Source organism: Archangium violaceum (genome assembly GCF_016887565.1).
GTDB lineage: Bacteria > Myxococcota > Myxococcia > Myxococcales > Myxococcaceae > Archangium > Archangium violaceum_B.
Window position 1 is genome coordinate 4,195,412 of the sequence record NZ_CP069396.1, and the last position, 12,283, is coordinate 4,207,694.

Annotated in this window: 9 protein-coding genes; 5 read left to right on the forward strand and 4 right to left on the reverse strand. The window is 69.3% G+C overall.

Annotated elements, in window-relative coordinates; all coding sequences use genetic code 11:
• Positions 1-5: 5 nt before the first annotated feature.
• From JRI60_RS54530 to JRI60_RS17395, 4 genes are all read left to right on the forward strand, one after another.
• Positions 6-3,560 carry a VIT domain-containing protein gene (locus JRI60_RS54530; protein WP_275439316.1) on the forward strand — a complete coding sequence of 1,185 codons (3,555 nt, stop codon included), beginning with the start codon at positions 6-8 and terminating at the stop codon, positions 3,558-3,560.
• A 70-nt stretch (positions 3,561-3,630) separates the two neighbouring features.
• The gene (locus JRI60_RS17385; RefSeq protein ID WP_204226979.1) at positions 3,631-4,578 is read left to right on the forward strand and encodes a DUF808 domain-containing protein; all 948 of its coding nucleotides are present in this window, start codon (positions 3,631-3,633) and stop codon (positions 4,576-4,578) included.
• Positions 4,579-5,073, forward strand: a complete 495-nt coding sequence (locus tag JRI60_RS17390) for a DUF4112 domain-containing protein (protein WP_204226980.1) — start codon at positions 4,579-4,581, stop codon at positions 5,071-5,073.
• A gap of 109 nt (positions 5,074-5,182) precedes the next feature.
• Entirely contained in the window at positions 5,183-6,952 is a 1,770-nt protein-coding gene (locus tag JRI60_RS17395) for a DUF4832 domain-containing protein (protein WP_204226981.1), read from the forward strand.
• Positions 6,953-6,967: 15 nt separating this feature from the next.
• Here JRI60_RS17395 and JRI60_RS17400 read toward each other — a convergent pair whose 3' ends face one another.
• Positions 6,968-7,567, reverse strand: a complete 600-nt coding sequence (locus JRI60_RS17400) for a short chain dehydrogenase (RefSeq protein ID WP_204226982.1) — start codon at positions 7,565-7,567, stop codon at positions 6,968-6,970.
• Between the two features lie 109 nt (positions 7,568-7,676).
• Here JRI60_RS17400 and JRI60_RS17405 point away from each other — a divergent pair, with 109 nt between their 5' ends.
• Positions 7,677-8,597 carry a LysR family transcriptional regulator gene (locus tag JRI60_RS17405; RefSeq protein ID WP_204226983.1) on the forward strand — a complete coding sequence of 307 codons (921 nt, stop codon included), beginning with the start codon at positions 7,677-7,679 and terminating at the stop codon, positions 8,595-8,597.
• A 180-nt stretch (positions 8,598-8,777) separates the two neighbouring features.
• Here the strand turns inward: JRI60_RS17405 and JRI60_RS17410 are convergent, their stop codons facing one another.
• From JRI60_RS17410 to JRI60_RS17420, 3 genes are read right to left on the reverse strand one after another with little or no spacing between them, the layout of a single operon-like run.
• Entirely contained in the window at positions 8,778-9,458 is a 681-nt protein-coding gene (locus JRI60_RS17410) for an SRPBCC family protein (RefSeq protein WP_204226984.1), read from the reverse strand.
• Positions 9,455-10,108 (reverse strand): 2OG-Fe(II) oxygenase, encoded by a 654-nt coding sequence (locus JRI60_RS17415; protein WP_204226985.1) that lies wholly within the window; start codon positions 10,106-10,108, stop codon positions 9,455-9,457. Before JRI60_RS17415 ends, JRI60_RS17410 begins: the two co-directional genes overlap by 4 nt.
• 17 nt (positions 10,109-10,125) lie before the next feature.
• Positions 10,126-12,036, reverse strand: coding sequence for a sensor histidine kinase (locus tag JRI60_RS17420; RefSeq protein ID WP_204226986.1), 1,911 nt, complete (start codon positions 12,034-12,036; stop codon positions 10,126-10,128).
• Between the last annotated feature and the right edge of the window lie 247 nt (positions 12,037-12,283).

A 12,283-nucleotide genomic window follows, 5' to 3' on the forward strand; every position in this document is an offset into this window, starting at 1 on the left:
GTCACATGTCCCTTCCGCGCGTCCTCCTCACCTCCCTGCTGTTGGCGGCTCTGGTTGGCGTGAGCTGCCTGCGTGGTACCTCGGCTCCGCCCGCCAGCGCCGACACGTCCGCGTCCGTTGCGCCGGCCGCGTCGCCCGAACCCGCTCCGGTGCCCGAGCCGCCCGAGGATGAGGCGCCCCAGCCCGAGACGACCGCGGACGTGTCGCCGCTCCCGGTGCCCGCGAACGTTCCCGCCGCCTTCGTCGATGCGGGCCTCATCGCGCCCACCACCGCCCCGGGGCTCGCGGACAAGGGGAAGGTGGATGTCGCGGCGCTGCGTGATGCCGTCGCCGATCCGAAGCCCATTCCCGAGGCGCTGGTCCGCCGGTGGGAGGCGCGAGACGGCGAGGGAGAGGGGGTCGCGGCGGCAAGCGTGGAGGGAGGCGTCGTCGGGGGGGTGGTCGGTGGCGTGTTGGGGGGCCAGTTGGCAGGTGCAGGTGCCTCCCCGTCCGCACCCGCTCCGCTGATGCCATCCCCTTCTTCCGACTGGGAGGCGGCCGAACGCGAGGAGGAGGCGGAGGCGCCGAAGGAGGCGTCCTCCGGACAGGCGGCGCCCGGTGAGCCCAGGACGCCCCGGCCCGTGCTTCCGAAGGTGGAGTCCGCGCCGCGCATGGCCAAGGTGCTGGTGCTGGACGAGCAGGGCCGCTACCAGCCGCTGACGGTGCGCGCGGTGCGAGTGGTGACGTACATCCAGGGGGCTCGTGCTCGCACGGTGGTGGACTACCTCTTCGAGAACGACACCGCGCGCTCGTTGGAGGGCACCTTCTATTACCCGCTGCCAGGTGGCGCGACGGTGGCGGGCTTCGCGCTGTACTCGGGAGCGGTGGCGGTGGACTCTCCCTCGCTCTTCCAGTCCTCGGAGCTGCTTCCTCCGCTGGGGGACTCGAGCCGGGTGGAGGCACTGGAAGCCGCGGCCCCGTCGAGCCCCCGGAACGCGGAGCATTCCTGGGGCACCCGCCAAGAGGCCCGGGTCGTCGAGCACAAGCGGGCCCGCCAGGTCTACGAGGACGTGGTGCGCCAGAACGTGGATCCGGCCCTGCTGGAGTGGGCGGGGGCCTCCACCTTCAGCGCGCGTGTCTTCCCCCTGCCGCCGAAGTCCCTCAAGCGGGTGGTGCTCGCCTACGAGCAGACGCTCCTCTTCGACGGCCAGCAGCTGCGCTACACGTGGCCCCTGCCACCCGGGGCGGGCCACACGCTCCAGGTGTCGGCGCGCGTCCACGTGGACCCGAGGCACGCGCGCGCGATGACGGTGCTGCCCGTGGCGGGCAAGCCGAGGGACCTGGGGCCCTGGCGGGTGTGGGACTGGCGGGGATTGACGGGGGACGGGGCGTTGCAGGTGGCCATCACGCCGCCGAGCCAGGACGCGGACGTGCTGGTGGGCTCGGATCCGGCGGGGCTGCCCGGCCAGGCCTTCTACGCGCGGGTGCGGCTGCCCTCGAGCCTCATCGTGGGAGAGGGGGGCACTCCCACCGGGCGCGCGGTGCTGGTGGTGGACACCTCGCTGTCGGCGGAGGACGGCAATGCATGGGCCCTGCAGGCCGCCATGCTGCGCGCGCTGCTGGAGAGGGACGGGAGCCTCGAGGAGTACGCGGTGCTGCTCTTCGACGTGCGGCCGCGCTGGCTGCATGGCCCTGGCTTCCGGCGCAACACCCCCGAGGCGCGCCGGGAGACCTTTGGCGAGCTGGAGCGGGTCTTCCTCGAGGGCGCCTCGCATGTGGATGGAATGCTGGCCGAGCTGGACCGGGCGGGCCGCGACTGGCTGAAGCCGGCGGCGGGTGGCGGCAGGGTGACGGCCTTCCTTCTCTCGGACGGCAATGTCACCTGGGGGCAGGGGCAGGTGGACGCGCTCATCTCCCGCCATGCGTCCTCGGAGACGCTGCGGTGGGTGAGCTACCGCTTCGGCGAGTCGGCGGTGAACACGGACCTCTTCGATGCGCTGGCGCGTGCGAGCGGAGGCCGGGTGGTGAGCGTGGTCTCCGGCTCGGAGGTGCGGGCGGCGGTGCGAGCGCACCGAGCGGCCTCGGCGGTGCTGGTGCGGGTGGAGGTGCGGGGCTCGAAGGTGAAGGACCTGGTGGTGGGCGGGCGGCCCCACCTCGTCTTCCCGGGGCAGGAGCTGCTGGTGGCCGGGCGGCTGGTGGAGGAGGGCGCCGCGGAGCTGGCGGTGGTGGTGCGCTCGGAGGGCCAGGAGCGCACCATGCGGGTGCCGCTGCCGCGCGACCAGGACAGTGCCTTCGCGCCGCGCGCCTGGGCGGAGGGACTGGTGGCGCGGTTGGTGGCGATGGAGGACCCACGGGTGGACCGGATGGTGGTGGCCCTCAGTCAACACTACCGGTTGGCCAACGCGCGGGCCTCGATGCTGGTGCTGGAGTCGGAGGGGGACTACGTGCGCTACGCGGTGCGCGACGAGCAGGTGGACCTCTCCGACCTGGAGGCGCTGCGGCGGCGCGAGCAGGACCAGCAGCGCGAGCGGCTGTTGGGGCTGGCGCTGGACGGGGTGCCCGACACGGGACGTGAGGTGTTGCGGGTGCTGGGCACCCGGCAGGCGGAGCTGGGCTCGAGGCTGACGGCACAACCCCTGCGGGACGAGCCCTACGCGGGAGGCGAGGAGCGGCTCCAGGCGGAGTTGGAGTACCGGAAGGCGCGGCGGGCCAACAAGGACGATGTGATGGTGTACGAGGCGGTGGCGCGCAAGCGGGCCTTCGCGGGGGACACCTGGGGCGCGGTGCGGGCCCTCTCGTCACCGGTGGAGCTGCGCCCGAAGGACGCGGAGGCGCTCCGGCTGGTGGGTTATGGACTGCTGGCGCTCGGCCAGTACACGGCCGCCGCGGAGCTCTTCGAGCACGTGCGGCTCAACCGTCCCTTCGAGCCGCAGTCCTACCTGGAGGAGGCCCTGGCGCTGGACGCGGCGGGGCGGCCCGCGGAGGCGGCGCGCGACTGGGAGATCCTCCTGGCGGGCGACTGGGCGCGGCACGACGAGCAGACGAAGACGGTGGCGGCCTACCACTACGGCCGGATGCTGATGGCGCTGGCGAAGCACACCCGGCTCTCGAAGGCGGAGGTGGGGGCACTGGAGGCGCGGCGGCGCGAGCTGGCCGGTCGCGCGGAGATGGGCCCCATCGACTACCAGCTCACCCTGCACTGGAACTCGGACTCGACGGACATCGACCTCTGGGTGGTGGAACCGAGCGGAGAGCGGTGCTCCTACCGGCGGATGCGGACGCGGCTGGGAGGCCAGCTCCACTGGGACGTCACGGACGGACTGGGGCCCGAGCTGTACCACGCGCGCAAGGCCGCTCGAGGCACGTACCAGGTGGCGGTGCACTACTACGGCAACAACTCGGCACGCTACGTGGTCCCCACGGCGCTCCTGCTGGTGACGGACCGGGAGGCCTTTTCCCGGGATGACGGGTACCGGCGGCGCTTCCAGCTGCGCATCCTGCCGGAAGCGGAAGCGGCGCTGCTCCTGCGCAGCGAGGAGGTGGCTCCGTGGAAGCCGGTGGGGAAGACTGGAGGACCCTAGTGCGCTCGCGTCGGGGACGCGGTTAGGATGCGCGCCGCCTCAGCCCACCCTCGATAGAAGGAGCCCTCTCTTGGCATCCAGCCTGCTCGCACTGCTCGACGACATCGCCACCATTCTCGACGACGTGTCGGTGATGACCAAGGTGGCTGCCAAGAAGACCGCTGGCGTGCTGGGCGATGACCTGGCGCTCAATGCCCAGCAGGTCTCCGGCGTGAACGCCGACCGCGAGCTGCCCGTGGTATGGGCCGTGGCCAAGGGCTCGGCGGTGAACAAGGCCATCCTGGTGCCCCTGGCGCTGGCCATCAGCGCCTTCGTGCCCTGGGCGGTGACACCGCTGCTGATGGTGGGCGGCCTGTATCTGTGCTTCGAAGGTGTCGAGAAGCTGGCGCACAAGTTCCTGCACAGCCACGACGAGGACGAGGCCCACCACGCCGAGCTGACCCAGGCCCTGGTCGACCCGAAGGTCGATCTCGTGGCGATCGAGAAGGACAAGATCAAGGGCGCGGTGCGCACCGACTTCATCCTCTCGGCGGAGATCATCGTGATCTCCCTGGGCGTCGTGGCCTCCGTGCCCTTCATGACCCGGGTGATGGCGTTGGTGGGCGTGAGCCTGCTGATGACCGTGGGCGTCTATGGGCTGGTGGCGGGCATCGTGAAGCTCGACGACGGAGGGCTCTTCCTCAGCCAGCGGGTGGGTGACAGCGGGTGGGCGCGGTTCCAGCGCGGCCTGGGGGTGGGCATCCTGAAGACGGCGCCGTGGCTCATGAAGGGCCTGTCGGTCGCTGGCACCGCGGCCATGTTCCTGGTGGGCGGCGGCATCCTCACGCACGGCATCCCCGTGTTGCACCACGTCATCGAGGGGCTCGTCCATCACGCGGGCGCGGTGCCCGGCATCGGGGGGCTGCTGGGGGCGATCACTCCGCCGCTGGTCGACGCTTTGGTGGGCATCCTGTCCGGCGCGGTGGTGCTCGGCGTGGTGCTCGCGATCAAGCGCGTGCTGAGCCGTGGCAAGGCCTGAATGAGCCGACTTCCTGACTCCACGCGCCCTCCCGCCGATCCCGCCGCGCTCGACCAGGTGCGCGGTCTGGCACGGCAACTGGACACCTCCATCCGGCTGCCTGGGGGCCTGCGCATCGGGTGGGACGCCCTGCTCGGTCTGATACCGGGCGTGGGCGACTGGGCGGGTGCCTTGCTCTCCAGCTACATCATCTTGCAGGCGGTGCGCCTGGGCGCCTCGCGCGAGGTGCTGCTGCGCATGGTCGGTAACGTGGGGTTGGAGGCGCTCGTGGGCGCGGTGCCCTTCCTGGGCGATGTCTTCGATGCGGCCTGGCGGGCCAATACCCGCAACGTGCGCCTGCTCGAGGAGCATCTGGCGGCCCCCTCCGCCGCTCGACGTGCCAGCCGGGCGTGGGTGCTCGGTATCGTGGTGCTGCTGGTGGCGCTGCTGACGCTGGGGATGACGCTCGCCGTGCTGGCCTTTCGCGCCCTCGCCTCGGTGGGCAGTCAGGCCTGAGTCGCCGTCTTCACCAGTTACACTGGAAATCCTTGATTACGTGCGGTTTTGCGCATAGCGGTACCCGCCTGGCGAAGCCCTTGTCTGAATACGCCATCGAGGAGTGCGCATGCGCAGATCGAATCCCCGGATCCACCTTCCTCTCATCACGGAGCCCGCTGCTCTCGCGATGCTGGTAGCGAGCGTGCTGCTCGTGTCTCCGCCCGCGCATGCGGCCATCTCCGCGATAGTGGTGGGCAACGACGCCACCAACGTCAACTACCAGTTCCAATACAGCGGGACTCCGGCCTTCCGGCGCGCGTACATCGACGTCGACCGGAATCCCGCGACCGGGTTCGCCCAGCTGGGGACCGGGGCGGACTACCTCCTCGAGAACGACGCCCTGTACAAGCACCTGGGAGGGGGTTGGAGCTGGCAGTTCGTGAAGACGGTGACACACACGGCCTCGGCGGGCGCCGCCAGCTGGACGGTCGCACGAGCGGATATCGGCGAGAGCTCGACCCCGAACGACGCGGACATCGTCTTCCAGGTCGAGTCGCCGCTCGAGACGTCTTCCAAATACACCCATGTCTACAGTGGAAGCACGGGCACGGGCACGACGACCTATTACACGGCGAGCAGCGCCACCCTCGCCAACCCGGAGCGGGGCTTCTACCACTACACCTCCGACTGCGACAAAACCGACTTCGTCGCGTCCACGTTGAGCGGGTACCGCACCAACGAGAAGATCACCCAGGTGTTCTGCATCTTCTACCTGTCGGAGTTCAAGAACAGCCCCATCAGCCAGGCGCAGCTGGACCGCTTCCAACGACAGGCGAATACGGTGCGGGCCGCGGGGCTCAAGATGATCGTCCGCTTCGCCTATACCCTGTCGACCGCTGGAGATGACGTCCCCCTGAGCCGTGTCACCGCGCACCTGGATCAGCTGGCGCCCTACCTGAGCGCCCACAGCGACGTCATCGCGGTCGTGCAGACGGGACTCATCGGCGCCTGGGGCGAGTGGTACTACACCCAGAACTTCGGGAACGCGGGGAGTGTATCGCAGACGGATTGGAACAACCGGAAGGCCGTGGTCGACAAGCTGCTCAGCGTTCTCCCGGCCACGCGGATGGTCCAGCTCCGGACGCCCAAGTTCAAGCGCACGATGTATGGCACGTCGGCGCTCTCCGCCGCGCAGGCCTACAACGGCACCGCGGTCGCCCGGATCGGCCATCACAACGACTGCTTCCTGGCCAGCCCCGACGACTGGGGGACGTTCGAGAACACGACGGTCGAGTACCCCTACCTGTCGGCCGAGACGAACTACCTCGCCATGGGCGGCGAGACCTGCAACTTCAACCCGCCGCGCTCGGATTGCGCCACCGCGTTGAACGAGCTGGCCTCGTTCCACTACTCCTATCTGAATGCCGACTACGAGCTCACGGTCCTCAATGGTTGGACCAACGGCGGGTGCAGGCCCGAGATTGATCGTCGACTCGGGTACAGGTTCACCCTCGTGTCCGCCACCTTCCCGGGGACCGTCAGCCGTGGCGCGGCGATGCCCGTGAACATCCAGCTCAAGAACGAGGGGTGGGCTGCTCCTTTCAATCCCCGGTCGGTCCAGCTGGTTCTGCGCAACACCTCGAGCGGCGCCACCTACCGCCTGCCGCTCTCCGCCGATCCTCGCCAGTGGGCGGCGGGGTCGACGGTGACGATCAACCAGGGCGTCACGCTTCCGGCGACCCTGCCGGCCGGCAGCTATGCCCTCCTGCTGAACCTTCCGGATCCGGCGCCTTCCCTGAGCACCCGTCCGGAGTACGCCATCCAGCTGGCGAACCAGAACGTCTGGGAGGCCTCCACGGGGTTCAACGACCTTCAGCGGACCGTGACGGTGCAGTGAGACCCGGGAGGGCGATCAGAAGACGCGGTAGATCTGCCCGGTCTGGTGGCCCTCCACGCTTCGGCTGTAGGCGAGGGCCACGCGGGCCGCGGGGACGGCCTCGAAGCCTCGGAAGAAGGGGGCGAGCTGAGGCAGCGACTCCTGCACCACGTTCGGGCTGACGAGATTGATGCGCAGCCCGCGCGGCAGCTCGATGGCGGCCGCGCGCACGAAGCCCTCCAGCGCGCTGTTCACCATCGAGGCCGAGCTGCCGTGGCGGATGGGCTGCTCGGCGAGGATTCCTCCCGTCACGGTGATGGAGCCTCCGTCGTTCAGCCAGGCGCGGCCGATCATGGCCAGGTTCACCTGGCCCATCAGCTTGTCCCGCAGGCCGATGCTGAAATGCTCCTCGGTCATCTGCTCGAGCGGGGCGAAGTGCACGTTTCCAGCGGCCGAGACCACCGCATCCACGCGGCCGACCTGCTCGAACATGCGGCGGATGCTGGCACTGTCGGTGATGTCCACCTTCACGTCCCCCCGGCCGCGGCCAGCGCTGACGAGAGTGTGGCGGGTGCCCAGCTCCCGGGCGACCGCGCTACCGATGACTCCATGGGCTCCGACGAGAAGAACCTTCATGACTGCCTCCGTTTTGTTCGATGATGCGAACCAATGCTCGGGAACGTGGAGAAGATGCCCCCGGAGGGGAGGGGGATAAACGGGTCCCGGGCGGAAACACTGTTCGCATATGAAGACAATGCTCGGACGATTCGATCAGTCGCTGGCCTTCGTCACGGTGGCGGAGCTGGGCAGCTTCACGCGAGCGGCGGAGAAGCTCGGCTGCTCGAAGGCCCACGCCAGCGAGCAGGTGGCGGAGCTGGAGCGGGCGCTGGGCGTGCAGTTGCTGCACCGGACGACGCGGCGGCTGACGCTGACCGAGGCCGGGCGGCTCTATCTGGAGTACTGCCGCCAGTTGCGCGAGGTGCTGCTGGAGGCGGAGCGCGCGGTCTCGGCGACCACCTCCGAGGTGGGCGGTCGGCTGCGGGTCACCGCGCCGACTTCCTTCGGTGAGACCTTCCTGCCCGAGCTGGTGCTGGCGTTCCAGGGCACCTACCCGAACGTCGAGGTGGAGATCGACCTGAGCGTGCTGCGGCGGGACCTGGTGGGGGATGGATACGACGTGGCCCTGCGCACGACGCGGGCGCTGGAGGAGCACCTGGTGGCACGCCCGCTGGGGGTGGTGCGCGAGGTGGTGGTGGCGAGCCCTGCCTTCCTGGCAACGCACGGACCGCTCGACACCCCCAGCGCCCTGGCGCGGGTCCCGTGCATCCTCAACCCCCACTTCCGTGATGACGCACTCTGGCTGTTCGAGCGCGAGGGCCGCACCGAGACCGCCACCGTGGGAGGCCGGCTGCGCATCAACCTCTACAGTGCCATCCGCCGCGCGGCGCTGGCCGGTGCCGGAGTGGTGCGGCTGCCCCTCTTCCAGGTGCGGGAGGATCTGGAAGAGGGCGCGCTGGTGCGCCTCTGCCCCGGGTATGAGTTGGTGGCCATGCCGTTGTACCTGCTCTACCCGTCACGCCGGCACCTGCCGCTGCGGACGCGGGTGTTCATCGACTTCCTGTTGCGCTGGTTCGAGGCGCCGGAGCGGCGCGAGCTGCTCACCTGAGAGCGCTGGCAACTGGCCTGTTCGAGGCGGGGATTCATCGCCATGCGCGAACCTCTTGTCAGGGGGTGGGTGCACCCAGACGAGGGCTCGACGCGAGGCCTGACGAAGGCTCGATGGCTGGTTTGGCGGCGAGGGCCGGTGTCTCATCGCGAGCTCCGGCCTTTGCTTTCAATGACTGTCTCAACGGTCTTCGCTTCTCTTGATGGGGAGAGCGCCCTGGAGGCGCGCGCGAAGGACCGCTCCGAGCACCTTGGCGCTCTCCTCGGGCACGCGGGCCAGGTGGGTGTAGAGCGTCTCCTCGAGCTGCGCGAGCGTCTCGGGCGCCGCCCCGGCCTCCCGCATCCCGGCGAGTACGGCATAGGCCGCCATGCCGAGCGGCTCGGCGTAACCGTTCGACTCCTCCCAGAACTCCTCGAAACAGGGAACGGTTTCTCCGGAGATGACGCGGACCAGACGCCCCACGGCGGCCTCCCAGTACGTCCGGTGCGCTTCGTGGGACTCGGGACTCAAGAAGGGACCCTGGCAGATTTCGATGCGCGTGCCACCGTTGGTGGGGTCGAGGAGGATGGAGGCGCGGGTCGTCTCTGGCCCGAAGTTCCCTCCGTCCCAGGCCAGTTGCATCCAGAGGACTTCATCGGGTTCCACGGCGAGGACGCGGCCGGTCAGCGCCAGGGGCGTGCCCTGGTCATCGAGCAGGTCCAGCCGGAACGGCTCGCCCACGTCCGCGTCCGCGTCCCCTCCGACGCGGAAACCGCCCGGCGGAGCCCCAAACCAGCGCCGGAGCTGGAACGGATCCTCGATGGCCTCGAACACCTGCCTTGGAGTCTGGGCCACCCACCACTCCATCACCAGCTCGCTCATTCCCGCACTCCTTCCGTCCGGGTCCGCATCTCGAAACGAGGCACCTTCGCGAGCACGGCCTCCGGCAGGCGGTATTGCTCGACCACCAGGCTGATGCGTGCCGCCGAGAGCTCGGGGGCCCCGGCCTCGACCGCCGCCACCTCGTGTGCGAGGTCGCCCCGGAACGTCACCAACGAGCGCTGCCTGGGAGCCAGCGCCGCCACCTGCCTGCCGCGGTGATACAGCCGCAGCTCTCCTCCCGCGAGCTGTTCCGGCACCTGCACGTAGAGCACGCTCACGGCGACCGGGCCGTCGAGGTGGGCCTCGTAGAAGTTCATGCTGCGATCCAGGTGGCGGTCCACCCCGCGTCCATTTTGAATCAGGAGCGGGTTGAGCAGGAACGCGTTGCAGCCCGGCAGGAGCGCGGTTTCGAGGAAGGGGGCGAAGGCTGGAAACCGGGCTGTCACCTCGGAGCGGGCCTCGCGCCGGAAGGTGATCGAAAAGCCATAGGTGCCCGAGAACTGGGACGACAGGTTGGTTTCCCCGAGCAGGGAAGAGCCCAGGATGGCCGACCGGATGGCCTCGAGGGTGTTCGACGGAAAGACGTCGGGCGTGCGGTGGACGAAGGTCTGGAGGCGGAAGGCTCCACCCCAGGGCGGCTGGAAGCTCATGGGGGGACTCTACCGCGCTATGCGCGCTCCCGGGGCAGCCTCACGGTGAAGGTGGTGCCCGTGGCGGAGCTGGAGCTGGCGGTGATGGAGCCGCCGTGGGCCAGGACGATCTGCTGCGCGATGTAGAGACCCAACCCCAGTCCTCCCTGGCGCGAGCTGTCCGCGGCGCGGCGGAAGGGATCGAAGACATGGGGCAGCAGGGGGTCGGGGATGGGCGTCCCCTGGTTCATCACCGTGAGGATGATCTCTTGGCCCTCTTCGTGGAGGTCCACCTCCACGGGGGTGTTCCCGGCCCCGTGTTTCAGCGCGTTGCCCACCAGGTTGGAGATGACCTGGGCGAGCCGATCCAGGTCCCACTCTCCGGTGTACGGCCCCTGGTTGTGGGAGAACACGAGGCGACCCGGGTGCGTCACCTCGAACTCCTCGAGCGTGGTGCGCACCAGCCCCAGCAGCTCGCCGGGCCGGCGATGCAGGGGGATGCCGCCGCCCAATCGGGCGCGGGTGAAGTCGAGCAGGTCGGTGATCATCCGCGACATGCGCTCCGCGCTCTGGACGATGCGCCGCACCCGGCCGCGTATGGGCTCGGAGAGGTCCTCCTGACGCAGCAGTATTCCGGCGGCCAGGGTGATGCTGTTGAGCGGACTGCGCAGATCGTGGCTGACGATGCCCATCAGCCGTTCGCGGAACTGCTCGGCGCGCTTGCGCTCGGTGACATCCCGGAGGAAGACGGCCAGCCCGCCCTCGGCGGTGGGGTAGGCGTTCACGCTCGCCCAGAGGTCCTGCGGGGGATAGTACTCCTCGAAATGCACGGGGACGCGTTCCTTCATCGCGCGCCGGTACTCGCGCCAGTACGCGGACTCGGGATTGTTGATGGCGGGGAAGACATCCCAGATGACACGGCCGAGCGTCTCCTCGCGAGGCTTCTTGCTGACGAGCTCCTGGTTCTTGTTCACCTGGAGGATGCGGAAGTCCTTGTCGAGCAGGATGAACGGATCCCCGTGCTCCAGCACCTCCTCCGCGCGTTGGCTCAGGCGCAGCGCCCGCTCGGCCTGCTCGCGCAACCGGGTCTGCTCACGCAGGTATTGCTCGCGCTCCTCGGCGCGGTTCTTCCGCTCGGTGATGTCCTGGCAGTAGACGGCGATCCCCTGCTCGGTGGGATAGGCGTGGAACTCGAACCAGCGGTTCCACGGCGCGTAGTAGTTCTCGAAGGCGAGCGGGATGCGCTCGGTGGCCACGCGCCTGTAGTAGTGCTCCACGTTCGTGCCCAGGGTGGCGGGGAAGACTTCCCAATGGTCGCGGCCCAGCACCTGCTCGCGTGTCAGGCCCATGAAGCGCTCGGCCTCGTGGTTGACGTAGGTGAAGCGCCAGTCCCGGTCGAAGGAGAGGAAGGCCTCGGAGATGCTCTCCAGGATGGAGGTGACCTGCTGCTTCTCGTGCTCGGCGGCCGCCTCGACGGCCCGGCGCAGGTGCTCCTCACTCACTCGCGGTGCCTCGGTGCGGTGGGCGCCCTGACGGTTCTTGGGGGAGTACTCGCTCAAGAAGGAGACGGCGTGCGCCATGGCGGCCTGGAGCCCGTTGCGAATGAGCTGGATGTCCTCGGGGGTGGGCCGCTGGCCGGGCGGAAGGGACACCCAGAGGCCCGCGAGGAGTCGTTCGAGGAGCACGAGCTCGGTCCTCACGTCTTCCAGGGTGTAGCCCAGTTGGAGGCGCAGCCGGAGGTGGGTCTCTTCCAGACGCCGCCGGGTGTAGTCGGGGTCCCCTCGCTGACCGCGGGAGAGGGCGCACAGGGTGTCGAGGTACTCGGGGAGGTTGTCGATGACGTCCTGGGGGCACACCTCCCGGGCGGACGGGAGCCGGCTGGCCTCCTCGAGGTAATGCTGGAGCAGGGACTCTCGATTCCGCTCGATGAGGTCGGCGATGGATGGCATGGGCCGAGGGTTGACCTCTCCAGTCGGTTGGCGTTCACCGGTCCCAGGCTCGTCTGGCATGAAATCTTCCAGCCGCGTTGTTCGCCTGACAGAGAAGTGCACGAGGCTCATGTGCCTCCCGCGGACCCGCGTTGGCCCGGCGACTCGTGCTCCTGGATGCGTGTGTCACGGGTGTTCCCCCGAGGACAGCGTACAGCGGACAGCGGACGGCGCCCAGCCATCAACGCCGCGGAAGTTGTCGGTGACA

What these genes read in the sequence shown, in the direction of transcription:
- JRI60_RS54530 (WP_275439316.1), top strand. Translation starts at nt 6, where the DNA reads ATGTCCCTTCCGCGCGTCCTCCTCACCTCCCTGCTGTTGGCGGCTCTG.
- JRI60_RS17390 (WP_204226980.1), top strand. Translation starts at nt 4,579, where the DNA reads ATGAGCCGACTTCCTGACTCCACGCGCCCTCCCGCCGATCCCGCCGCG.
- JRI60_RS17395 (WP_204226981.1), top strand. Translation starts at nt 5,183, where the DNA reads ATGCGCAGATCGAATCCCCGGATCCACCTTCCTCTCATCACGGAGCCC.
- JRI60_RS17400 (WP_204226982.1), bottom strand. Translation starts at nt 7,567, where the DNA reads ATGAAGGTTCTTCTCGTCGGAGCCCATGGAGTCATCGGTAGCGCGGTC.
- JRI60_RS17405 (WP_204226983.1), top strand. Translation starts at nt 7,677, where the DNA reads ATGAAGACAATGCTCGGACGATTCGATCAGTCGCTGGCCTTCGTCACG.
- JRI60_RS17410 (WP_204226984.1), bottom strand. Translation starts at nt 9,458, where the DNA reads ATGAGCGAGCTGGTGATGGAGTGGTGGGTGGCCCAGACTCCAAGGCAG.
- JRI60_RS17415 (WP_204226985.1), bottom strand. Translation starts at nt 10,108, where the DNA reads ATGAGCTTCCAGCCGCCCTGGGGTGGAGCCTTCCGCCTCCAGACCTTC.
- JRI60_RS17420 (WP_204226986.1), bottom strand. Translation starts at nt 12,036, where the DNA reads ATGCCATCCATCGCCGACCTCATCGAGCGGAATCGAGAGTCCCTGCTC.